26 protein-coding genes and 1 riboswitch are annotated in these 23,297 nt (G+C 60.1%); of the genes, 10 read left to right on the plus strand and 16 right to left on the minus strand.

Annotated elements, in window-relative coordinates:
* The first annotated feature begins 193 nt into the window (after positions 1 to 193).
* The 5 genes from ACPYOP_RS06130 (at position 194) to sugE (ending at position 2,638) form a co-directional block, all read left to right on the plus strand.
* Positions 194 to 448 (plus strand): type II toxin-antitoxin system ParD family antitoxin, encoded by a 255-nt coding sequence (locus ACPYOP_RS06130; RefSeq protein WP_481409675.1) that lies wholly within the window; start codon positions 194 to 196, stop codon positions 446 to 448.
* A 3-nt stretch (positions 449 to 451) separates the two neighbouring features.
* Complete coding sequence (locus ACPYOP_RS06135; RefSeq protein ID WP_481409509.1) at positions 452 to 754, plus strand: type II toxin-antitoxin system RelE/ParE family toxin; 303 nt, start codon at positions 452 to 454, stop codon at positions 752 to 754.
* 48 nt (positions 755 to 802) lie between these two features.
* A complete protein-coding gene (locus ACPYOP_RS06140; protein WP_075850584.1) occupies positions 803 to 1,243 on the plus strand; it encodes a YaiI/YqxD family protein in 441 nt (146 codons plus the stop codon).
* A 120-nt stretch (positions 1,244 to 1,363) separates the two neighbouring features.
* Positions 1,364 to 2,200: an S-formylglutathione hydrolase gene (gene fghA, locus ACPYOP_RS06145; protein WP_481409510.1), complete on the plus strand. Its 837-nt coding sequence runs from the start codon at positions 1,364 to 1,366 to the stop codon at positions 2,198 to 2,200.
* A 123-nt stretch (positions 2,201 to 2,323) separates the two neighbouring features.
* Positions 2,324 to 2,638, plus strand: coding sequence for a quaternary ammonium compound efflux SMR transporter SugE (gene sugE / locus ACPYOP_RS06150; protein WP_481409511.1), 315 nt, complete (start codon positions 2,324 to 2,326; stop codon positions 2,636 to 2,638).
* Here the strand turns inward: sugE and ACPYOP_RS06155 are convergent.
* From ACPYOP_RS06155 to ACPYOP_RS06190, 8 genes are all read right to left on the minus strand, one after another.
* A complete protein-coding gene (locus tag ACPYOP_RS06155; RefSeq protein ID WP_481409512.1) occupies positions 2,622 to 3,032 on the minus strand; it encodes a DoxX family protein in 411 nt (136 codons plus the stop codon). The genes sugE and ACPYOP_RS06155 overlap by 17 nt on opposite strands.
* Positions 3,033 to 3,165: 133 nt before the next feature.
* Positions 3,166 to 3,558: a DoxX family protein gene (locus ACPYOP_RS06160; protein ID WP_481409513.1), complete on the minus strand. Its 393-nt coding sequence runs from the start codon at positions 3,556 to 3,558 to the stop codon at positions 3,166 to 3,168.
* 123 nt (positions 3,559 to 3,681) lie between these two features.
* Positions 3,682 to 5,214, minus strand: coding sequence for an acyl-CoA carboxylase subunit beta (locus tag ACPYOP_RS06165; protein WP_481409514.1), 1,533 nt, complete (start codon positions 5,212 to 5,214; stop codon positions 3,682 to 3,684).
* A 77-nt stretch (positions 5,215 to 5,291) separates the two neighbouring features.
* A complete protein-coding gene (locus tag ACPYOP_RS06170) occupies positions 5,292 to 5,762 on the minus strand; it encodes a hypothetical protein (RefSeq protein WP_481409515.1) in 471 nt (156 codons plus the stop codon).
* 69 nt (positions 5,763 to 5,831) lie between these two features.
* Positions 5,832 to 6,617, minus strand: a complete 786-nt coding sequence (locus ACPYOP_RS06175; protein WP_481409516.1) for an ATP12 family chaperone protein — start codon at positions 6,615 to 6,617, stop codon at positions 5,832 to 5,834.
* Positions 6,618 to 6,626: 9 nt separating this feature from the next.
* A complete protein-coding gene (locus ACPYOP_RS06180; RefSeq protein WP_481409517.1) occupies positions 6,627 to 7,280 on the minus strand; it encodes an HAD-IA family hydrolase in 654 nt (217 codons plus the stop codon).
* The gene (locus ACPYOP_RS06185) at positions 7,277 to 8,275 is read right to left on the minus strand and encodes an RluA family pseudouridine synthase (protein ID WP_481409518.1); all 999 of its coding nucleotides are present in this window, start codon (positions 8,273 to 8,275) and stop codon (positions 7,277 to 7,279) included. Before ACPYOP_RS06185 ends, ACPYOP_RS06180 begins: the two co-directional genes overlap by 4 nt.
* Positions 8,276 to 8,461: 186 nt before the next feature.
* Positions 8,462 to 8,995, minus strand: coding sequence for a copper chaperone PCu(A)C (locus tag ACPYOP_RS06190; protein WP_481409519.1), 534 nt, complete (start codon positions 8,993 to 8,995; stop codon positions 8,462 to 8,464).
* Positions 8,996 to 9,163: 168 nt separating this feature from the next.
* Positions 9,164 to 9,251: riboswitch (glycine riboswitch) on the plus strand.
* 148 nt (positions 9,252 to 9,399) lie between these two features.
* Between ACPYOP_RS06190 and gcvT the strand changes: the two genes are divergently transcribed.
* The 4 genes from gcvT (at position 9,400) to ACPYOP_RS06210 (ending at position 14,361) form a co-directional block, all read left to right on the plus strand.
* Entirely contained in the window at positions 9,400 to 10,536 is a 1,137-nt protein-coding gene (gene gcvT, locus ACPYOP_RS06195; RefSeq protein ID WP_481409520.1) for a glycine cleavage system aminomethyltransferase GcvT, read from the plus strand.
* 25 nt (positions 10,537 to 10,561) lie between these two features.
* Positions 10,562 to 10,924, plus strand: coding sequence for a glycine cleavage system protein GcvH (gene gcvH, locus ACPYOP_RS06200; RefSeq protein ID WP_481409521.1), 363 nt, complete (start codon positions 10,562 to 10,564; stop codon positions 10,922 to 10,924).
* Positions 10,924 to 13,788 carry an aminomethyl-transferring glycine dehydrogenase gene (gene gcvP, locus ACPYOP_RS06205; RefSeq protein ID WP_481409522.1) on the plus strand — a complete coding sequence of 955 codons (2,865 nt, stop codon included), beginning with the start codon at positions 10,924 to 10,926 and terminating at the stop codon, positions 13,786 to 13,788. The genes gcvH and gcvP overlap by 1 nt, the downstream gene beginning before the upstream one ends.
* 306 nt (positions 13,789 to 14,094) lie before the next feature.
* Positions 14,095 to 14,361 (plus strand): addiction module antidote protein, encoded by a 267-nt coding sequence (locus ACPYOP_RS06210; protein WP_481409523.1) that lies wholly within the window; start codon positions 14,095 to 14,097, stop codon positions 14,359 to 14,361.
* A gap of 131 nt (positions 14,362 to 14,492) precedes the next feature.
* Here ACPYOP_RS06210 and ACPYOP_RS06215 read toward each other — a convergent pair whose 3' ends face one another.
* From ACPYOP_RS06215 to ACPYOP_RS06250, 8 genes are all read right to left on the minus strand, one after another.
* Positions 14,493 to 15,185 (minus strand): ZIP family metal transporter, encoded by a 693-nt coding sequence (locus tag ACPYOP_RS06215; protein ID WP_481409524.1) that lies wholly within the window; start codon positions 15,183 to 15,185, stop codon positions 14,493 to 14,495.
* A 132-nt stretch (positions 15,186 to 15,317) separates the two neighbouring features.
* The gene (gene sufA / locus ACPYOP_RS06220; protein ID WP_015340009.1) at positions 15,318 to 15,707 is read right to left on the minus strand and encodes a Fe-S cluster assembly scaffold SufA; all 390 of its coding nucleotides are present in this window, start codon (positions 15,705 to 15,707) and stop codon (positions 15,318 to 15,320) included.
* Positions 15,708 to 15,783: 76 nt separating this feature from the next.
* On the minus strand, positions 15,784 to 16,164 hold the full coding sequence (locus ACPYOP_RS06225) for an SUF system Fe-S cluster assembly protein (RefSeq protein WP_120664094.1): 381 nt from the start codon (positions 16,162 to 16,164) through the stop codon (positions 15,784 to 15,786).
* Between the two features lie 11 nt (positions 16,165 to 16,175).
* Positions 16,176 to 17,417, minus strand: coding sequence for a cysteine desulfurase (locus ACPYOP_RS06230; RefSeq protein ID WP_481409525.1), 1,242 nt, complete (start codon positions 17,415 to 17,417; stop codon positions 16,176 to 16,178).
* 15 nt (positions 17,418 to 17,432) lie between these two features.
* Positions 17,433 to 18,707 (minus strand): Fe-S cluster assembly protein SufD, encoded by a 1,275-nt coding sequence (gene sufD / locus ACPYOP_RS06235; RefSeq protein WP_481409526.1) that lies wholly within the window; start codon positions 18,705 to 18,707, stop codon positions 17,433 to 17,435.
* Between the two features lie 22 nt (positions 18,708 to 18,729).
* On the minus strand, positions 18,730 to 19,485 hold the full coding sequence (gene sufC, locus ACPYOP_RS06240) for a Fe-S cluster assembly ATPase SufC (RefSeq protein WP_481409527.1): 756 nt from the start codon (positions 19,483 to 19,485) through the stop codon (positions 18,730 to 18,732).
* A gap of 71 nt (positions 19,486 to 19,556) precedes the next feature.
* Positions 19,557 to 21,026, minus strand: a complete 1,470-nt coding sequence (gene sufB / locus ACPYOP_RS06245; protein ID WP_481409528.1) for a Fe-S cluster assembly protein SufB — start codon at positions 21,024 to 21,026, stop codon at positions 19,557 to 19,559.
* A 146-nt stretch (positions 21,027 to 21,172) separates the two neighbouring features.
* A complete protein-coding gene (locus ACPYOP_RS06250; RefSeq protein ID WP_481409529.1) occupies positions 21,173 to 22,339 on the minus strand; it encodes a cysteine desulfurase family protein in 1,167 nt (388 codons plus the stop codon).
* 234 nt (positions 22,340 to 22,573) lie between these two features.
* On the opposite strand from ACPYOP_RS06250, the gene ACPYOP_RS06255 reads away from it, so the two are divergent.
* A complete protein-coding gene (locus tag ACPYOP_RS06255; protein ID WP_004108794.1) occupies positions 22,574 to 23,251 on the plus strand; it encodes an alpha/beta hydrolase in 678 nt (225 codons plus the stop codon).
* Positions 23,252 to 23,297: the final 46 nt, after the last annotated feature.

A 23,297-nucleotide genomic window follows, 5' to 3' on the forward strand; every position in this document is an offset into this window, starting at 1 on the left:
ACCATGCCGCTCGAGGACATCAACAAGGGGTTTGACCTCATGCATTCCGGAAAGAGTGTCAGGGGCGTCGTGGTTTATTGATCATCCAAGGAAATTATGGACCGGAGCGACATTCAGCGCTCCGGTCCAATTTATTCATGAACGGCTGTATCTGTTGTGCTACTGTTCCGTGGGTAAGGACCAGGACATTGTCATGCATCGAAACCAATCTGTTTCATTGACCGACCGCCAGCAAAAGCTTGTCGACCAACTTGTCGGATCGGGCCGTTATCACGGCGCGAAGGATGTCATCACAGCGAGCTTGCGCTTACTTGAAGACCACGAAAGACAGGCGAATGCCTTCATCGCGGATATGGAACGAGAGATTGCTCTCGGTTTGGAAAGTGGAGAGGCTAAACCGATGGAATCGGTGGACGAATTGCTGTCGATGTTCCGTCGGCAAAAGTAACGCATGGCAGGACAGGTAATCCGAAGGCCGCTTTTCGTTGAAGATGTTCGCTCGGCCTGGGCATATATTGCGGAAGAAAACCCCACCGCCGCCGATGCTTTAGTTCGGGAATTGGAAAAACGGTATCAGATCCTCGCCGCTAATCCGCTGCTCGGTGTTCAGCGGTTTCCGAGATATCCAAATCTTCGTATGTTTCCTTTCCGACAGTACATCATAATCTATGATCCACTGGCGAACGGTTCCGGCGTAGAACTGATCCGCCTACTCCACGCCGCGAGAGATTATCATCGCTTCTTTGATGATTGATGCCATGTCTTTCATCGTTCCCGGATGTTCCATTTTAAGCTTAGCACAATGATTTATGTCGATGCCGATGCCTGTCCGGTGAAACCGGAGATCCTGAAGGTTGCCGAACGCCACGGCATCGAGGTGACCTTTGTCGCCAATTCGGGGCTGCGGCCATCGCGGGATCCGATGGTGCATAACGTCATTGTCTCCAACGCCTTCGATGCCGCCGACAACTGGATCGCCGAGCATGCGGGCGCCGGCGACATCGTCGTCACCGCTGACGTGCCGCTTGCCGGCCGCTGCGTCGCGACCGGAGCGCTGGTGACGGGGCCGACGGGGCGCATCTTCGACAAGACGAATATCGGCATGGCAACGGCCATGCGCGATCTCGGCGCTCATCTTCGCGAAACCGGCGAAAGCAAGGGCTACAACGCCGCTTTCTCGCCGCGGGACCGCTCCGCCTTTCTCGAAACCTTCGACCGGCTTTGCCGGCGTGCCAGAGCATGATCCCAAAAAGTGCGCGGCGTTTTTTGGATAAGATCATGCAAAATCAAAACCCCAGAGCTTGATGGCGTTCGAAGAAAAGTCATCAAGATCTGAAACCAATCAAACGCCTGGAGACCAGCCGTGAACATTATTTCCCAGAACACCGCCTTCGGCGGCATGCAGGGTGTCTTCTCGCATGAGTCCGAAGCCTGCAAATGCGAGATGACGTTCGCTGTCTTCGTGCCACCGCAGGCGGTCAAGGAGCCCCGCCCCGTTCTTTGGTATCTTTCCGGCCTCACCTGCACCCACGCCAACGTCATGGAAAAGGGCGAGTATCGCCGCATGGCCGCCGAGCTTGGTCTGATCATCGTCTGCCCGGACACCAGTCCGCGCGGCAATGATGTACCGGATGAGCTGACCAATTGGCAGATGGGCAAAGGCGCCGGCTTCTATCTCGACGCCACCGAGACGCCCTGGGCCGAAAACTATCGGATGTACAGCTACATCACCGAGGAACTACCCGCGCTCATATCAAAGCAATTCCGTGCCGATATGAGCCGCCAGGGCATCTTCGGCCATTCCATGGGCGGCCATGGTGCCATGACGATCGCACTGAAGAACCCCGAGCGTTTCAAGAGCTGCTCGGCCTTTGCCCCGATCGTACAGCCGTCGACGGCCGATTGGTCCGCACCTGCCCTCGAAAAATATCTCGGCGACGACAAGACCGCGTGGCGCCGCTATGACGCCTGCGCGCTCGTCGAAGACGGCGCCCGATTCCCGGAATTCCTTGTCGAACAGGGCAAGGCCGACAGCTTCCTTGAAAACGGCCTGCGTCCCTGGCTGTTTGAAGAGGCGATCAAGGGCACCGGCATCGGCCTGACGCTGCGCATGCATGAGCGCTACGACCATTCCTACTACTTCATCTCGTCCTTTATGGATGATCATCTGAAGTGGCACGCCGAACGCCTGGCAAAGTGAATGTCTTGAAAAGGGCCTTCGGCAAAGGCATATACCCAATGCGCAGACGACTGCGGCGGCCGGCGGATATGACCAGCCGTAGATACCGCGGGGACGGCCTCGCTCTTAATGATGGAGCGTAAAATGGCTTGGTTCCTGCTTTTCCTCGCAGGCTTGTTTGAAATCGGCTGGGCGGTCGGCCTCAAATATACCGACGGCTTCACCCGGCTACTGCCGACGGTCCTAACCGTCATTTCCATGGTCATCAGCGTCGTGCTGCTTGGTCTTGCCGTAAAGACCCTGCCGATGGGCACGGCCTATGCGGTGTGGACCGGCATCGGCACCGTCGGCACGGTTCTCCTCGGCATATGGCTGCTCGGCGATCCCGCCACTTTCGTCCGACTGCTCTGCATCGGCCTGATCGTGGCCGGCATTGCCGGCCTCAAGCTCGCGGCCTGACAGGCTGCAAGCGGCGCTGGCGATTGTCCAGCGCCCATTTTCCCGGTCCGGCAAACACCAGAAACAGGAAGATGAAGCAGAACAGCACTGCGCCATCTCCCTCATTGTTGGCCGGGAAGAAATTGATCGGCATATGCACCATGAAATAGGCGATCGCCATTTCGCCGCTGAGGAGGAAAGCGACTGGGCGGGTGAAGAGACCAAGCAGGACGAGGATGCCGCCCACGAACTCGATGATCGCAGCCACGAAGAACAGCGTCGTGATGGTATAAGGCGCCGGCGGAAAGCCGAAGAGCTTCTGCGTGCCATGTTCGATGAACAACAGGGCAGTCACGATTCGCAGAATTGAGAGGGCTGTGGGCTGATAGGGCGACAAGCGTTCGGAAAGTGACATGAAGATCTCCGTTCGAAGGGGGATGCGAAGGGAGATCCTGTCGAAAGTATTCTCGCTTCGCTGACAGAGGCATCAACACGCGAGAGACGGATTTATTCGGCAGGCTGGTGCTCGAGCCTGCCGAATAAATGGATTACTTCTTGTTGTTGTCCAGCGCCAGAAGGCCCGGACCTGCGAAGATCAGGAACAGGAAGAGGAAGCAATAGAGGATGGCTCCGTCACCGCCATTGTTGGCCGGGAAGAAATTCTTCGGATAATGCGCCATGAAATAGGCGACCGCCATATTACCGCAGAGAATGAAGGCAACCGGGCGGGTAAAGAATCCGACGACCGTCGCCAATCCCCCGACAACTTCGATGATACCCTGAACCAAAAGCAAGGTCGGCAGCGGGCTTGGAAATTGACCGCCGGCCGGAAAGCCAAACAGCTTCTGCGTGCCATGTTCGATGAACAGCAGGCCGGTCACGATACGCAACACGGTAAGAGCATAGGGCTGATATTGGTTCAGCCGATCGGAAAGCGCCATTTTAAACTCCAGTTTTAACTCCGCCACGAGGAAGCATTAGTGCGGACAGTCGCGAACGTGAAAACACGGCTTCTGACGGCAGATCAATTTTCCGTGTGGTATCCGTGGCCTGTTGTCACAGACCTATAGCGGAATGTTGTCGTGCTTCTTCCAGGGATTGGTCAGATCCTTGTTGCGCAACATCCGGAGCCCCTGCGCCAGCCGGCGCCGCGTCGAGCGCGGCATGATCACCTCGTCGATATAGCCGCGCTCGGCGGCGACGAAAGGCGACAGGAAACGATCCTCGTACATCTTCGTATGCGCCGCGATCTTATCCAGATCGGCGATATCCTTGCGAAAGATGATTTCGACGGCCCCTTTGGCGCCCATGACGGCGATCTGCGCTGTCGGCCAGGCATAGTTGAGGTCGCCGCGCAGATGCTTCGAGGCCATGACGTCATAGGCGCCGCCGAAGGCCTTGCGGGTGATGACGGTCAGTTTCGGCACGGTCGCCTCGGCATAGGCAAAGAGCAGCTTGGCGCCATGCTTAATCAGCCCGCCATATTCCTGTGCCGTACCCGGCAGGAAGCCCGGCACATCGACGAAGGTGACGATCGGGATATTGAAGCAATCGCAGAAGCGCACGAAGCGTGCCGCCTTTCGCGACGCATCGCTGTCGAGCACGCCGGCGAGCACCATCGGCTGATTGGCAACGAAGCCGACCGTGGCACCCTCGATGCGACCGAAACCGCAGACGATGTTCCTGGCGAAACTTTCCTGTATTTCAAAGAAATCGCCCTCATCCGCGATCTTCAGGATCAGCTCCTTGATGTCGTAGGGCTTGTTGGCATTGGCCGGGATCAGCGTATCGAGCGAGTTATCCGGCTCCGTCACGGATTGATAGTATTCGATCTCCGGCACCGTCGCCGTGTTCGACTGCGGCAGGAAATCGATGAGACGGCGCACCTGCAGCAGCGTATCGACATCATTGTCATAGGCAGCATCCGCGATCGACGATTTCGTCGTGTGTACCGAGGCGCCGCCGAGCTGCTCGGAGGTAACGGTCTCGTTGGTGACGGTCTTCACCACATCCGGCCCGGTGACGAACATGTAGGACGTGTCGCGCACCATGAAGATGAAATCGGTCATGGCGGGAGAGTAGACATCGCCGCCGGCGCAGGGTCCCATGATGATGGAGATCTGCGGAATGACGCCGGAAGCCAGCACATTGCGCTGGAACACTTCGGCGTAGCCGCCGAGCGCGGCCACGCCTTCCTGAATGCGGGCGCCGCCGGCATCGTAAATACCGATGATCGGCGCCCGGTTCTTCAACGCCATATCCTGTACCTTGGTGATCTTTTCCGCATGTGCTTCTGAAAGAGATCCACCGAAGACCGTGAAATCCTTGGCAAAAATGAAAACAGTACGCCCGTTGACGGTGCCCCATCCGGTCACAACGCCGTCGCCGGCAATCTTGCTCTTGTCCATGCCGAAATCGGTCGAGCGATGTTCGACGAACATGTCGAATTCCTCGAAGGAGCCCTCGTCGAGAAATATGTCGATGCGCTCGCGCGCCGTCAGCTTGCCGCGCGCATGCTGCGCGTCGATCCGCACCTGCCCGCCTCCGAGCCTCGCGACCCCGCGACGGCGCTCCAGTTCCTGCAGGATTTCCTTCATGCGGTTCTCTCTCCTTCACCGCTTAGACTAGAGCATTTCGCTCTATCATTGCGCGAGCGTCTTTTGAAGCCGGCGGCTCAGTCCGCCAGCCGTGGCGTCGTCAGGGAAAAGATGGAGCGGACGCGTGCCGCGATATCCTCTGCCATCAATTCATCCGCCGTGGCCGGGTCGGGAGCGGTGGTTTTCGTCTCGAAAGACGCCATGGCGACCACGGCACCGCCGTCCACTGCCGCCGCGTCGATGTTGACCTTGGCGCTGTTGCGGTCACGATTGAAGCCGCGCGCCCTGCGAACATCGGTCAGCCGCACGGTGATTGCGACCTGTGGCAAGGGTTGGCTATAGGTGGTTGCCGCGATCGCCGCATTCACGCGATCGTTGACGGCGGCGACCAGCGCCGGCGACACCGGCGGCAGAGCCTGATCGGCGACGACGCTCGCGCTGCGCACGGCATAGGTCGGAGGTGGAGGGTCGACGGACCAGCTTGAGCAGGCTACCAGTGCCAAACATCCCACGAGCGCCGAAGCGACACCCGACTTCAACCACGACATGATATCCGTCCAGACCTACGAACTTTTAAGAAACGAAGGCCGATATAAAGGACTGGAAATCAACAATGTTCAACTGCGAAGCGCGGAAAAAACATCGGTCGCGGCCTGAAATTCCTCAAAACGTTGTGCACGACGCAGCTCGGCCTCTTCATCGCTGCCCCAATGCTCGATCGTCCAGTCTTCATCGAGATGGGCAAGCGACCAGACGTCAGTGAGCGGCAGGAAACCTTCGGCAAACGCCAGCGCCAGGATCGCCGAGCCGGTGAGCGTCGTGATCGTGTGCAGGCTCGCAAGCTCCATCGGCGTGTCATACTTGCGCAAGGCGGCGGCGAAGGCTGCAGTGGCTTCGCCGGGCTGTTCTTGATGCATGACCCCTTCGGCCAGGATGAAGCGGGCGCCGATATCGCGCGCCGCCCATTCGATCACCGGGTTCCAGCGTTCCGACTGTCGCTCGACAAGGCGCTCCGGCGCGTCGGCGCGGTAGCAGAGCAGATCGCTGCCGGAGAAGCGGACGATTTCGTCGAACACCGCGTGGCCCTCCGTCGCAACGCCGTCGATGGCCGTGTTGACGAGGCGCGTCACCGGCATCTTTGCAGGGTCGATGACATCGACCTGTCGCGCCCATTCGGCAGCCACCAGCCTGGCAAGCGCTTCCGTCGGAACTGCTAGGGAATGCCGTGCCGGCGTCTTCACCACCTTGCCGTCAAGAGCGATGGCATGGCCGCCCTCGTCCGCGCTGATCGTCACATCCTTGTAGAAGCGTTTCGGCAGCGGCTTCTTCATCTGGATCTGCGCGCGGCGGATCGGATCGGGATGGCTAAGACCTTCGGAAAGATCGTTCAACAGGTCGCGCATGGCGTCACCTCAGAGAATATGGCTCAACAGGTCGTTCGGATGGTGGGCGATGGCATCGGCTCCGGCCGCCAGCAGCTCCTCGACCGAGGCATAGCCCCAGGCAACGCCAATGGCAGTCGCACCCGCCGCCTTCGCCATCTGCATGTCGTAGATGGCATCGCCAATCACGATCGTATCATGCGGATCCATGCCGGTTTCGTCGCAGCATTCCGTCACCATCGCCGGATGCGGCTTGGACGGGCAATCGTCGGCGGTGCGCGAGACAATGAAATAGGGCGTGAAATCGTTGATCTCAAGGATATGGGTCAGGCCGCGGCGGGATTTGCCCGTCACCGCGCCGATCAGCAGTTCATCGCGGGCCGCAAGCGTCTCGATCAGCGGCTTGATGCCGTCGAAGAGCGGCGTCAGCATGTCCGCCTCGTCCCGTACGTCAGTAAAGATCGACTTGTAATGCGCCGTCATCGCGATCGCTTCGTCGTCGACATGCGGCTTGCCCTGCAGGCGGGCGATGGCGATATCGAGCGTCAGGCCGATGATCGACTTGGTCGCCGAAACATCCGGGCGCTTATAGCCGAAGGCGACAAAGGTTCGCGCCATGACCTCGTGGATAAGCCGCGCGCTGTCGACCAGCGTGCCGTCGCAATCGAAAAGGACCAGCCTCATTCGTCGTCCGGCTCCCCTGCCGATTCCATATCAAAGCCGAGAAGGTTCCAAGTCTGCACCATATGCGGCGGCAGAGGCGCGGTGACGCGCAGGCGTCCGCCGTTCGGATGCGGGATATCGATATGGCGTGCATGCAGATGCAGGCGCTTCTGGACACCGCCCGGAAAATCCCAATTCGGATCGTCATCGAAATATTTCGGGTCCCCGATGATCGGATGGCCCATATGCAGCGCATGGACGCGCAGCTGGTGGGTACGGCCGGTATAGGGCTCCATTTCCAGCCAGGCGAGGCTCTGAGCAGCCGTTTCGAGCACGCGATAGTAGGAAATGGCGTGATCGGCGCCCTCCTCTCCATGCTTGGCGATGCGCATGCGGTCGCCATCCGGCGTCGCTTCCTTCACCAGCCAGGTGGAGATCTTGTCCTCGTGCTTGCGCGGCACGCCCTTGACGAGCGACCAATAGGTCTTCTTGGTGTCGCGCTCGCGAAAGGCCGCGGTCAGCTTCTGCGCTGCACCGCGCGTGCGGGCAACGACGAGCACGCCGGATGTGTCGCGGTCGAGACGGTGCACAAGGCGCGGCTTCTCGCCCTTCTTGCTCGTCCACGCCTCCAGCATCTTGTCGATATGACGCGTAAGGCCGGAGCCGCCCTGCACCGCAAGGCCAGCCGGTTTGTTCAGCACATAGACTTTGTCGTCTTCATGCAGCAGCATGCGCGCAAGAAGCTCGGCGTCGCCGGAATGTTTGAGGTCATTGCCCGCGATCGGACCGCTCTTCAGCGCCTTTGCGTCGACATCGAGCGGCGGCACGCGCACCGTCTGCCCCGGCTGCACGCGCGCATCCGTCTTCACGCGGCCACCATCAACGCGCACCTGTCCGGAACGCATCAGCTTCTGCAATTGCCCGAAGCCGAGCCCCGGGAAATGCACCTTGAACCAGCGGTCGAGGCGCATGCCGGCCTCCTCAGGCTCGACCTGTATATGTTCAATCCCGGCCATTCTTCTTCTTTCAAATACCGCGGCATGTCCCAGGAAGCGCCAAGCGCTCGTTGGACGGGGTCATGCGAATTCAAACGATGGGACCATGAGCCCCACGGCCGGAGATTTCCTAGCCTTTTGACGTGGCTTTAGAGCATTTCGAGGGAAAGTGGAAACCGGAATTACACGGCAGGATAATTTTCTGGCTCAGTTTCCCTTGGCCGAGACGACAGGCAGATCGACGTCGACCATGCCCGCCTTGTCGAACATCAGCATCACGGGCACCGTGCCGCCCTGCTTGAAAGGCGCCTTCACCTGCTTGAACATCATGTGCATCGTATTGGGCGCAAGGGTAACCGTGGCGCCGGCGGGAATGGCGACGCCGCCCTTGATTTCGCGCATCTTCATGATCTCGCCTTCCATCTTCATCTCATGCAATTCCACCTTGCCTGCGGAGGATGAGGTCACGGAGGTGAGCTTGTCGTCGGTCTTGCCGCCGTTGTGGATGGTGATGTAGCCGCCGCCGACCGGCTGGCCGGGGAGCATGGCGCGAACATAGCCGCCGCTGATATCGAGATCGCCGAGCTTCGCCGTGGCAGAGCCCGCAGGCGCTGCGCCCGCATCCATATGCATGCCCGGCATGGATTTCATCGCGCCGCTGTCCTGCGCCATCGCCCCACTAAGGGATAGCGAAAATGTGCCAATCGAAATCAGCAATGCGGCGGAATAGCTGCGGTTCATGGTCATCTCCTGCCCGGCTCCTCAATCGATGAGAAGGGATAGCCTCTCCCATGACAGTTGCAAAGGCCCGCAATCATTAGGGAACGCAGGATTGAGCGGCGCGACAAAAATTTGTTCAGCGGCGACATTTGCCCCTTGCCATCTTTGGCCGCGACCGGATAATGGCAACTGACCTTGTTGGGAGAATCCGGCGCGAGCCGGTGCCGAAGGAGCAACCGCCCCGGAAACTCTCAGGCCAAAGGACCAGCAAGGGGCAGACGGAACTCTGGAGAGAAGCGCGTAAGCGTTCGCCGAAGGGATAACAATCTCAGGCAAACAGACAGAGGGGGCTCATCGTAAGGCGCAGTCGCGCCGAAAGTGTGAGCTCTGCGCTTCGAGATAAGCGCAAAACCCGGAGGCGTCATTTGGACGAGACCGCTGCCCTCAAGACAACACCCCTTCACGCCCTGCATCTGTCGCTCGGTGCCCGCATGGTGCCGTTCGCGGGCTATGACATGCCCGTGCAATATGCACCCGGCGTTCTGAAGGAACATCTTTGGACCCGATCCTCCGCCGGCCTGTTCGATGTGTCGCATATGGGTCAGGTAACGATCCGCGCCCGCTCCGGCAAATATGAGGATGCGGCGCTTGCGCTGGAAAGCCTCGTGCCGGTCGATATTGTCGGCCTCGCCGAAAATCGTCAGCGCTATGGTTTCTTCACCGACGATAAAGGCGGCATCCTCGACGACCTGATGATAACCCATATGGACGACTATCTTTTCGTCGTCGTGAACGCCGCCTGCAAAGAGCAGGATTTCGAGCATCTTCAAGAGCATATCGGCGAGAGCTGCGAAGTTACATTACTCGATCGCGCGCTCATTGCCCTTCAGGGACCGCGCGCCGTCGATGTGCTTGCCGAGCTATGGGCCGACATCGCCCACATGAAGTTCATGGACGTGCGCCATTGTCGCCTCCATGACGTCTCCTGCCTCGTGTCGCGCTCCGGCTATAGCGGCGAAGACGGTTTCGAAATCTCCGTACCAGCAGACAAGGCCGAGGATATCGCCAAGCGGCTGCTGGAGCATCCGGATGTGCAGCCGATCGGCCTCGGCGCCAGGGACTCGCTGCGCATCGAGGCCGGTCTCTGCCTCTATGGCAATGACATCGACCAGACGACGACGCCGATCGAAGGCGCGCTGGAATGGGCCATTCAGAAGGCCCGCAAGACCGGTGGCGCACGCGCCGGCGGCTTTCCAGGAGCACCTCGTATTCTCGGCGAACTCGATGGCGGCACCTCACGCCGCCGCGTCGGCCTGAAGCCCGAGGGCAAGGCACCGGTACGCGGTCACGCCAAGCTCTATGCCGATGCCGAAGGCAAGACGGAGATCGGCGAAGTCACCTCGGGCGGTTTCGGCCCGAGCGTCGAATCTCCGGTCGCCATGGGCTATGTGCCGACCGAGTTCACTGTCCCCGGCACCATCATCTACGCTGAAGTGCGCGGCAAATACCTGCCTGTTGTCGTCAGTGCTCTGCCTTTCATCAAGCCCACCTACAAACGTTGAACGTCTTTTCCAGAGAGGATTATCCATGCTGAAATTCACCGAAGAACACGAGTGGTTGAAGATCGAAGGCGATGTCGCGACGGTCGGCATCACGGCGCATGCGGCCGAACAGCTCGGCGACCTCGTTTTCGTCGAATTGCCGGAAGTCGGCGCCAGCTTCTCCAAGGGTGCTGATGCGGCAACCGTCGAATCCGTCAAGGCGGCCTCCGAAGTCTATTGTCCGCTCGACGGAGAGATCACCGAAGTCAACGAAGCCATCACCGCCGATCCGGCGCTGGTCAATTCCGACCCGATGGGTGCCGGCTGGTTCTTCAAGCTTAAATTGAAGAATGTAAGCGATGTTGATGGTCTTCTTGATGAATCCGGTTACAAGGAGCTGATCGGATAATGACGACGCCTACGGAATTCACATTCACCGACTACCAGCCATATGATTTCGCCAATCGTCGCCATATCGGCCCGTCTCCCTCCGAGATGGCCGATATGCTCAAGGTGATTGGCTACAACAGCCTCGATGGCCTGATCGACGCGACGTTGCCGCCGGCCATCCGCCAGAAAACGCCGCTCGCCTGGGGTGCGCCGATGACGGAGCGCGAGGCGCTCGACAGGCTGCGCGAGACCGCCAACAAGAACAAGGTCCTGGTTTCCCTCATCGGCCAGGGCTATTACGGCACGATCACGCCGCCCGTCATCCAGCGCAATATCCTGGAAAACCCGGCTTGGTACACGGCCTATACGCCCTACCAGCCTGAGATCAGCCAGGGCCGCCTCGAGGCGCTGCTGAACTACCAGACGATGATCAGCGACCTCACCGGTCTCGATGTCGCCAATGCATCACTGCTAGACGAAGCGACCGCCGCGGCTGAAGGCATGGCGATGGCGGAACGCGTCGCGAAATCGAAGGCGAAAGCCTTCTTCGTCGATGCCGAATGCCATCCGCAAACCATCGCGCTGATCAGGACCCGCGCCGAGCCGCTCGGCTGGACCGTCATCGTCGGCAATCCCTTCACCGATCTCGATCCGGTCGATGTTTTCGGCGCGATCTTCCAGTACCCGGGCACGCATGGTCACATCAACGACTTCAGCGGCCTGATCGCACGCCTGCACCAGACAGGTGCCATCGCCATCATGGCGGCCGATCTTCTTTCCCTGACGCTGCTGAAATCTCCCGGCGAGATGGGCGCGGATATCGCCATCGGCTCCTCGCAGCGCTTCGGCGTTCCTGTGGGATATGGCGGCCCGCATGCGGCCTACATGGCCGTCAAGGACGACTACAAGCGCTCCATGCCCGGCCGTCTCGTCGGCGTTTCGGTCGATGCTCGCGGCAATCGCGCCTATCGCCTGTCGCTGCAGACCCGCGAACAGCATATCCGCCGCGAAAAGGCGACGTCGAATATCTGCACCGCCCAGGTCCTGCTTGCCGTCATGGCCTCGATGTATGCGGTCTTCCACGGTCCGCAGGGCCTGAAGGCGATCGCACAGCAGGTCCACCAGAAGGCCGTTCTGATGGCCAAGGGGTTGGAGAAGCTCGGCTATACCGTCGAACCGGAAGCCTTCTTCGACACGATCACCGTCGAAGTCGGCCACATGCAGGCTCTGATCCTGCGCGCGGCCATCGCCGAGGGCGTGAACCTGCGCAAGGTCGGCGAGACCAAGATCGGCATCAGCCTGGACGAACGCACCCGCCCGGCAACGGTAGAGGCCGTATGGCGCGCATTCGGCGGCGATTTCCGCATTGCCGATTTCGAGCCGTCCTATCGCCTGCCGAAGACCCTGCTGCGCACCAGCGAATACCTGTCGCACCCGATCTTCCATATGAACCGCGCCGAAAGCGAGATGACGCGTTACATACGCCGTCTCTCCGACCGCGACCTGGCGCTCGACCGTTCGATGATCCCGCTCGGCTCCTGCACTATGAAGCTCAATGCGACGGCGGAAATGTTGCCGATCACATGGCCGGAGTTTTCCGATATCCATCCCTTCGTGCCGGCCGATCAGGCGCTCGGCTACCGCGAGATGATCGACGACCTGACGGAAAAGCTCTGCGCCATCACCGGCTACGACTCCTTCTCCATGCAGCCGAACTCCGGTGCGCAGGGCGAATATGCCGGCCTCCTGACCATCCGCAACTACCATATTGCCAATGGCCAGGGTCATCGCGACATCTGCCTCATCCCGACCTCCGCGCATGGCACCAATCCCGCCTCGGCGCAGATGGCGGGCATGAAGGTCGTGGTCGTCAAGGTCAGCGACGACGGCGATATCGACATGGCCGATTTCCGCGCCAAGACCGAGCAATATGCCGACAACCTCTCCTGCTGCATGATCACCTACCCGTCGACGCATGGCGTCTTCGAGGAGACTGTGAAGGAGATCTGCGATCTCGTGCACAAGCATGGCGGTCAGGTCTATCTCGACGGCGCCAACATGAACGCCATGGTCGGCCTCTCACGTCCCGGCGATATCGGCTCTGATGTCAGCCACTTAAACCTGCACAAGACTTTCTGCATCCCGCATGGCGGCGGCGGCCCGGGCATGGGTCCGATCGGTGTCAGGGCGCATCTGGCGCCTCACCTGCCCGGCCATCCGGAAACGGACGGCCGCAGCGGTGCGGTCTCGGCGGCAGCCTTCGGTTCGGCCTCCATCCTGCCGATCTCCTGGAGCTACTGCCTGATGATGGGCGGCGAAGGCCTGACGCAGGCGACGAAGGTGGCGATCCTCAACGCCAACTATATCGCGGCGCGGCTGAAGGGCGCCTATGACGTGCTCTACAAGTCCAAGACCGGACGCGTCGCGCATGAATGCATCATCGATACGCGCCCACTGGCCGCAAGCGCCGGCGTGACGGTCGACGATGTCGCCAAGCGCCTGATCGATTGCGGCTTCCACGCACCGACCATGAGCTGGCCGGTTGCCGGCACGCTGATGATCGAGCCGACCGAATCGGAAACGAAAGCCGAGATCGACCGCTTCTGCGAGGCGATGCTGGCAATCCGCGAGGAAGCCCGCGCCATCGAAGACGGCCGCATGGACAAGGCCGACAATCCGCTGAAGAACGCTCCGCACACGGTGGAAGACCTCGTCGGCGAATGGAATCGCCCCTATTCGCGCGAACAGGCCTGCTTCCCGCCCGGTGCTTTCCGGGTGGACAAATACTGGTCCCCGGTCAATCGCATCGACAACGTCTATGGCGATCGCAACCTGATCTGCACCTGCCCGCCGCTGGAATCCTATGCCGAGGCAGCCGAATAGGATTTTTGCGAAAAAGCGAAGCGGTTCAGTCGCTTCGCTGGAAACAGACATAAATCCATCGCGAAACTTGTCTATGAAAACGCCGCGCATCCGAAAGGATGCGCGGCGTTTTTGATGACGCGGCAATGGGGCCCTGGAATTCAGATTGATGCCGGAACGACCGGATTTTCATTTCGTCGCCGGGGCGAGTGGAGGCCTGTTTGCGCCGCCCCGAGTCCGACCGGCTTCTCCAATGGAGCCACCATGGCTGCATCTGCTCCGCGCCGGGAATCATCCACGATTGGCTTCTACGGAAAGGCATATGACATGATTGAGGAGACTCTTTTGGACGCGGACAATCCCGACAGCTACATTGCGGCCGCATTCGCTACCGACGATCCAGCCTCGATCGCCAGGGCATTGGGCGAAGTCGCCCGCACGCGCAACATGAGCAAGCTCGCCAAGGATGTCGGCATGAACCGTTCGGCGCTCTATCGTGCGCTGAGCGGTGATGGAAATCCGGAATTCGCGACGATCCTCAAAGTGATCAGAGCGCTCGGCCTCAAGCTGACGCCGGTATCGGCAGCAAACTAAAGCGCGTCGCGATCTTTCAGATTCGCTTTTCGCGCTTTAGGTCTTTGATTTTACGCATGTCGTTGCCGCAAAACCGCTATACACTTTTGCGCGACATGCATTAGGATTTAGCAGTCCTGTTCCGGGCGTCGCTACCCAATCGCCTCTTCGAGCAGAAGCAACACGAGAAAGCCCGCGAAGAACATCGCCGTCACCCAGGGGCGATCGGGTGTTTCATGGGCTTCGATCAGCAATTCCTCGGTGACGAGATAGAGAAGTGCGATCAGCCCGAAGGCGAAAAAACCGGTCAGAATTGGGCCGGGCAGCGAAGCGATTGGCGTCCCGAGCAAGGCGCCGATCGGCAGCAGGAGCGCAAGCGCGGCCGTAACGGCGACGATCCTCGCACGGGAACGTACGCTCTCACCAAGCTCGTTCGCCACGGTCAGGCCAAGGAACAGCACCTCGATCGTCAGAGCGATCGTCAGCAACAAGCCGACCTTCGGGCCAGCTGCAAAGCCGATACCAAGCACGAGGCCGTCAATCAGGATATCGATACCGATGGCCGCAAGGAGACCGACCGGCCCCTTGGCCCAGTTTTCCAATTGTTTGACCAGCAGCATAACGACGACGCCGATTGCGCCGCCGATCACCGTGGCCACAGGAGAGCCGCGATGCATGACATCGGGCAGGATTTCGCCGGCTGCGGCCGCGAATACGACGCCGGCGGCAAAATGCTGGATTGCGCTGACAAGGTTCGGCCCCGGCCGCGTATTCACCGCAACCGCGGCACCCGCGATGGCTGCAGCCGCCGGGATCAATGTGTAAATCCACGCCGAAGCCACCATGAAGTCCCTCCGTTATTTGCCTTGTCGACTTTATCCGGCTGCGCCGGTCAGCCAAGGAGGCGACAGAGAAACCTAGGCATGCGTCGAGCAAAGCACGAAACGCATCAAGGTGAAATACGACGAAATCTGCTTTTAGGCGGGTTGCGCGGCCTGGCGCTGAGCCGCCAGCGCGGCGAGATCGGCGGGCTTCAATTCGACGGATTCGCCGCAGCCGCAGGCCGAGGTCTGGTTCGGGTTGGTAAAGATGAAGCCCGAGCGCAGCGTCGTTGTTTCAAAGCCCATTTCCGTGCCGAGAAGATAAAGCACGGCCGACGGCTCGACCCAGACCCTCACGCCATCGCGCTCGATCAGGTCGTCCTTTGGATTCGGCTCTGTCACCAGGTCGATGGTATATTCCATGCCGGCGCAGCCGCCCTTCTTGATTCCGACGCGAACGCCCTTGGCGTCCGGTCCGGAATTTTCGACGATTGCCTTGACGCGGGCTGCTGCCGCATCCGTCATGCTCATGACTGCAAAGCCCATGGGCTCATTCTCCTTCCGCAACCGGGGTCAAGATCCGGCGCTTCGAGTCTTAATGTAAAGCCGGCGGCTGAAAGCTTCAATACCAGCCGACGGCGACCTGTGCTTCTTCCGACATGCGGTCCGGCGTCCACGGCGGATCGAAGGTCATGCTGACCTCGACGCCGGACACGCCTTCGACGGCGCCGACGGCATTTTCGACCCAGCCCGGCATCTCGCCGGCAACCGGGCAACCAGGTGCTGTCAGCGTCATGACGATTTTCACCATGCGGTCGTCTTCGATATCGATCTTGTAGATCAGGCCGAGCTCGAAGATATCGGCGGGAATTTCCGGATCGTAGACAGTTTTCAGCGCGGAAATGATGTCGTCGCTGAGGCGGGCCAGCTCATCCTCGGGGATGCTGGAATGCACGATCCCTTCGCGCACGTCGATCTTCTGTTCGCTTTCGTCGAGTGACATTGCTTGCCTCCTTAGGCAAAGAATTTCCGCGCATATTCCAATGCATCCGCCAAAGAATCCACCTCAGCGCGCGTATTGTACATGCCGAACGATGCACGGCATGTGGAGGTGACGCCAAACCGTTTCAAGAGTGGCTGGGCACAATGGGTGCCGGCACGAACGGCAACACCCTGGCGGTCGATCACCATCGAGACATCATGGGAGTGAATACCCGCCAGCTCGAAGGAGAAGATGCCGCCCTTGCCCGGCGCCGTGCCGATCATGCGCAGCGAATTGATATCCCGCAGCCGTTCCGCCGCATAGGCGGCAAGATCGGCCTCGTGGCGAGCGATCGCTTCCCGGCCGATACTGTCGATATAGTCGAGCGCGTAGCCAAGACCGATCGCCTGGACGATCGGCGGCGTTCCCGCTTCGAAGCGATGCGGCGGCTCGTTATAGGTGACGTTTTCCTCGGTAACGTCGAAGATCATCTCGCCGCCGCCCTGGAACGGCCGCATCGCTGCAAGCCGCTCCTTCTTGCCGTAGAGCACGCCGATACCCGAGGGGCCATAGAGCTTGTGACCGGTCATGACGTACCAGTCGCAATCGATATCCTGCACGTCGACGGGCATATGCACCGCACCCTGCGAGCCGTCGATCAGGACGGGAATGCCGCGCTCATGCGCGATCCGGCACACTTCCTTCACTGGAACGATGGTTCCAAGCGCATTCGACATATGGGTAATGGCGACGAGCTTGGTGCGCTCCGTGAGGCTCTTCTCGAAGTCCTCGATATGGAACGCGCCCTCGTCGTCGACAGGCACCCAGACGAGCTTGGCACCCTGCCGCTCCCGGATGAAATGCCAGGGAACGATATTGGAGTGGTGCTCCATGATGGAGACGACGATCTCGTCGCCCTCGCCGATCTCAGGCATGCCCCAGCCGTAGGCGACCGTGTTGATCGCCTCGGTCGAGTTCTTGGTGAAGACGATATCGTCGACCGACGGTGCATTCAGGAATCGGCGCACCTTTTCGCGCGCTGCCTCATAGGCTTCCGTGGCCGCATTGGAGAGGAAGTGCAGGCCGCGATGCACGTTCGCATATTCGTTCGAATAGGCATGCGAGATGGCATCGATGACGACCTGCGGCTTCTGCGCCGAGGCGCCGTTGTCGAGATAGACCAGCGGCTTGCCATGTACCGTCTTCGCCAGGATCGGAAAATCCCGGCGAATGGCTTCGACGTCATAGGCCGTTGCCGGCACGATCTTGTCCACGGGCTTTGCCTCCAATCAGGCGTGCTTTTCCAGCCAGGCCGAGATAACGCCTTCCAGCGCCTCTACCAGGGCTTCGTCTTCCAGTTCCTCGACGATCTCCGCCACGAAGGCATTGACCAGCATGGCCCGCGCCTTGTTCTTCGGAATGCCGCGCGCCATCATGTAGTAGAGATGGTTCTCGTCGATATCGGCGACGGTGGCGCCATGGCCGCACTGAACGTCGTCGGCGAAGATTTCGAGCTCCGGCTTGACCGAGAATTCGGCGTCATCCGACATCAGCAGCGTGTTGCAGGCCATCCGCGCATCCGTTTTCTGCGCATCGGGCGCAACCCGGATCATGCCCTGGAACACGCCACGGGCACGATCGAACACCACGTTGCGAACGATCTCGGTCGAGCCCGTGTGCGGCACGTTGTGGCCAAGCGTCAGCGTCACATCGGTATGCGTGTCGCCGCCCAAGAGGTTGATGCCGCGCAAGGTCAGATCGGAGCCCTCGCCCGTCACCTTCACATGCAACTCCTGGCGCACCAGCTTGCCGCCGGCATTGATGACGAAGAGCTTCAGCTTCGCATCGGCACCGAGATCGACGCGGATCTGACCGAGATGCGTATCCTCGGATCCCTGCTTCTGCAGGATGATCCAGGTAACTTCCGCACCCTTGCCGATCTTGATTTCGCTCACCGACGAAACGAGAGCGGCAGCGCCCTCCACTGCCTGATGGCGTTCGATGACCGTTGCCTTCACGCCAGCTCCGAAGGAAACCGGCAAACGGCTGTGGATCTGCCCGCCGGCATGCACGAATTGCACTTCCAGCGGCGATTCGAGTTCGGCGCCATCGGGGAAATCGATGACATAGCCATCGCGCACGAAGCTCGCATTGATGCGCCCGATGGCGTCATCCTTGTCGAGCGCTTCAAGTCCGGCGGCAGCCGTGCCATTGATCAGGCTGTCGGCATAGCGTCCGACCGCCAGGTTCTTGGCAACAGCCTTTTCACTTGCCTTCCCTTGGAGAACGGCAAAAACCGAAGATCCCTCGACCGTCGGCGGCAACGCCTCCACAAGACCCTTGCCGATGTCGCTCGGAACCAGACGCAGCAGGCTCTTGAAATCGGTATAATGCCAGGCTTCGACGCGGCGCGTCGGCAGGCCCGCGGTCTTCAGCTCGTCCAGCAGGCGATCGCGGACGGCGAAAACTTCGCCGTCACCAGGCAGATCGCCCATCTGGTCGTTATACGCCTCGATCAGCGCCGTTTCGGCTGATGTAAGGCGGTTCGTCGTCTGAATGTTCATCGACGTGTCCTTTCCGCCTCGATCAGGCTGCAGCTCCGATGATGTCGGCATAGCCGTTGGCTTCGAGCTCATGCGCCAGCGTCTTGTCGCCGGACTTGATCACCTGGCCCTTGTAGAGGACGTGAACGGTGTCCGGAACGATGTAGTCGAGCAGGCGCTGATAGTGGGTGATGACGATCACGGCGCGATCCGGAGAACGCAGCGCGTTAACGCCGTCGGCAACGATCTTCAGCGCATCGATGTCGAGGCCGGAATCGGTTTCGTCGAGCACGCAAAGCTTCGGCTCGAGCAGCGCCATCTGCAGGATTTCAGCGCGCTTCTTCTCGCCGCCGGAGAAGCCGACGTTGAGCGGGCGCTTCAGCATGTCCATGTTGATCTGCAGCTTGCCTGCGGCGTCCTTGACGCGGCGGATGAAATCCGGCGTCGTCAGCTCGTCTTCGCCGCGCGCCTTACGCTGCTCGTTCAGAGCAACTTTCAGGAACTGCATGGTGGCGACACCGGGGATTTCCACGGGATACTGGAAGGCCAGGAAAATGCCCTTGGCGGCGCGCTCGGCGGCGTCGAGCTCCAGAATGCTCTCGCCGTTATAGAGGATGTCACCCTCGGTGACTTCGTAGTCGCTACGGCCGGCGAGGATATAGGAGAGCGTCGACTTGCCGGAGCCGTTTGGGCCCATGATGGCGGCAACTTCACCTGCCTTCACGGTCAGGTCCAAGCCACGGATAATCTCGGTGCCGTCTTCGGCGATGCGGGCATGCAGGTTCTTGATTTCAAGCATTTTAGAATCCTATCGCAGGAATGAGTGTGCGGCGCGCCTGGCGCGCCAATGCTAATTCTGTTTCGTGGGCGTCAGCCGACGCTGCCCTCGAGCGAGATGCCGATCAGCTTCTGCGCTTCGACGGCGAATTCCATCGGCAGTTCCTGCAGGACTTCCTTGACGAAGCCGTTGACGATCAGTGCGATCGCCGCTTCGGTCGGAATGCCGCGCTGCAGGCAGTAGAACAGCTGATCCTCAGAGATCTTCGACGTCGTGGCTTCATGTTCGAATTGAGCCGTCGAGTTCTTCGCTTCGATGTAGGGCACCGTATGCGCGCCGCATTTGTCGCCGATGAGCAGCGAATCGCACTGCGTGAAGTTGCGTGCGTTCGATGCCTTGCGGTGAGCCGAGACCTGGCCGCGATAGGTGTTCTGCGAGACGCCGGCGGCAATGCCCTTAGACACGATACGGCTCGACGTGTTCTTGCCGAGATGGATCATCTTGGTGCCGCTGTCGACCTGCTGATGGCCGTTCGAAACCGCGATCGAGTAGAACTCGCCACGGCTGTCGTCGCCACGCAGGATGCAGGACGGGTATTTCCAGGTGATCGCGGAACCGGTCTCGACCTGCGTCCAGGAAATCTTGGAGCGATGGCCGCGGCAATCGCCACGCTTGGTGACGAAGTTGTAGATGCCACCCTTGCCGTGCTTGTCGCCCGGATACCAGTTTTGCACCGTCGAATACTTGATCTCGGCATCATCGAGCGCAACCAGCTCGACGACAGCGGCGTGCAACTGGTTTTCGTCGCGCTGCGGCGCCGTGCAGCCTTCGAGATAGGAGACATAGGCTCCCTCTTCGGCGATGATCAGCGTACGCTCGAACTGGCCTGTATTCTTCTCATTGATGCGGAAGTAGGTCGACAGCTCCATCGGGCAACGAACGCCCTTCGGCACGAAAACGAAGGAACCGTCGGTGAAAACAGCCGAATTCAGCGTCGCATAGAAATTGTCCGTCGTCGGCACCACGGAGCCGAGATATTTGCGCACCAGATCGGGATGCTCGCGGATGGCTTCGGAGATCGACATGAAGATCACGCCGGCCTTTTTCAGCTCTTCCTTGAAGGTGGTGACGACGGAGACGGAATCGAACACTGCATCAACAGCGATCCTCGGCTTCTCGACGCCGGCGAGAATTTCCTGCTCGCGCAGCGGAATGCCGAGTTTCTCGTAGGTCTTCAGAAGCTCCGGGTCCACGTCATCGAGCGACTTCGGGCCGGCGAATTTCTTCGGCGCGGCATAATAATAGATGTCGTTGAAGTCGATCTTCGGATAGTCGACGCGCGCCCATGTGGGCTCTTCCAGCGTCAGCCAGCGGCGATAGGCCTCGAGGCGCCATTCCAGCATCCATTCCGGCTCTTGCTTCTTGGCGGAAATAAAGCGGACAATATCTTCGGACAGACCTTTTGGAGCCTTGTCCATTTCGATGATGGTCTCGAAACCATACTTGTACTGGTCCACGTCAATCAGGCGAACCTGATCGACCGTTTCCTGGACTGCAGGCATTTCGTTCTCCAATCTCGCCGGATCCAAGGTCCGGCAGCTTGTCAACGTTGCGGCAGACTTATGTCTACCCCCTATGTAGTCGGCCAAAAGGGACTTTTCATCCCGCTTGGCAAGCGGAAATTTCGGTTTCCGCAAAATTGTGGCCGTTAGGCCGCCGCACCCGCCAGCTTGCGCCTTGCCGCGATGCGGGCGAAAGCAGCGATTGCGCGATCGACATCCGCCCCGGTGGTGCTCAGCCCCAGCGAAATGCGGAGCGCCCCGAGCTTGGGATCGCATCCCATCGCCACGAGCACATGGCTCTCGCCGACCTTGCCGGACGAGCACGCGGACCCGGCCGATATGGCAACACCCTCGAGATCGAAGGCGATCTGTCCGGTTTCCGATTTCAGGCCCGGCAGGGTGAAAAAGCTGGTGTTCGGAACGCGCGCGCCCTGTTCGCCATGAATAATGACGTCTGGTGCGCTCTGCCGCATGCCCTCTTCCAGCCGATCCCGCAATCGAGCAATTGCGTCATTCCGGCCTTCAAACTCATCGAGCGCCGCGGCAGCGGCCGCGCCGAAGCCGATGATGGCAAGCGTGTTTTCCGTGCCCGAACGATGGCCCTTTTCCTGTCCGCCGCCATGGATCAGCGGCTTCGGCATCAGCACCTCACCGCGCGAAACGAGCGCACCAACGCCCTTGGGGCCGCCGATCTTATGCGAGGACACGATGAGAAAATCCGCACCGATCGCATTGATATCGAGCGGAACCCGGCCGGCCGCCTGAACAGCGTCGACCACGAAGAGACCGCCCGCCGCCTGGACGAGCTTTGCCGCTTCAACGACAGGCTGGAGAATTCCGGTCTCGTTATTGGCGAGCATGATCGCCACCATTGGCAAGCCGGCCGTCTTGTCATGGGCTGATAGCATCGCTTCGAGCGCGGCAAGATCGACCATGCCTTCCGGCGTCACCGGTATTTCGCTGACATTCCCCTTGCCAAACCGTCCGCCCTCGCGCACGGCCGGATGCTCGACGGCGGATATATAAAGACGGCTGATCGTAAGCGGCGTCCGCCCCATACGAAATTCCGGCGTCAGCACCATATTGGCGGCCTCGGTGGCGCCGCTGGTGAAAACGACATGAGCGGGTTCCGCGCCCGTCAGGCTTGCAACTTGCCGGCGTGCGGCCTCGACAGCGGCGCGAGCTGCCCTACCTTCGCCGTGAACGGAATTGGGGTTGCCTTGAATATCCATTGCACGCAACATCGCATCACGCGCCGCCGGATGAAGCGGCGCGGTAGCATTCCAGTCGAGATAGAGGCGCGTTGCCACCATAATCGTCTTCCTGCGCGACTTTGCTTTATTGCGGCCGGCTCGTTTTTCCTTGAAATTTCAGCCGGGCATGCCTTATGACACGTTCCACAAGCCGTTGCACAAACAACGCGCGGAACACCGCATCAAGTTTCGAATTGTTCTAAACTGCGTTCTAGAAAAGATGAGCGCATTCGTCAAGTCAACTTGCTGCGTGCCGTTCGATTTGGACGCAGAAAAAGAAGAGCCGGAGTATCAATGCCCGAAGTAATTTTCAACGGCCCCGCAGGCCGCCTTGAAGGCCGCTATCAGCCCTCCAAGGAAAAAAGCGCCCCGATCGCCATTATTCTCCATCCGCACCCGCAGTTCGGCGGCACGATGAACAATCAGGTGGTCTACCAGCTCTTCTATATGTTCCAGAAGCGCGGCTTCACCACACTCCGCTTCAATTTCCGCGGCATCGGCCGCAGCCAGGGCGAATTCGACCACGGCGCGGGCGAGCTTTCCGATGCGGCCTCGGCACTCGACTGGGTGCAGAGCCTTCATCCGGACTCCAAGAGCTGTTGGGTTGCCGGCTATTCCTTCGGCGCCTGGATCGGCATGCAGCTTCTAATGCGCCGTCCCGAGATCGAAGGTTTCATGTCGATCGCGCCGCAGCCGAATATCTACGACTTCTCCTTCCTCGCGCCCTGCCCGTCATCCGGCCTGATCATCAACGGCGACGCCGACAAAGTGGCTCCGGAAAAGGACGTCAATGGCCTCGTCGAGAAGCTGAAGACGCAGAAGGGCATCCTGATCACGCACAAGGTCGTGCCGGGCGCCAATCACTTCTTCAACGGCCAGGTCGAAACGCTGCTCGGCGAATGCGAGGATTATCTCGACCGTCGCCTCAACGGCGAACTGGTACCGGAACCGGCCGCCAAGCGCATCAGGTAAGAGGCGGTGCCCCCTCTCAGAGCGTTTCCGCCGTTCTCTCAAACAC

This window comes from Rhizobium sp. KNZ2-6A (assembly GCF_056755475.1).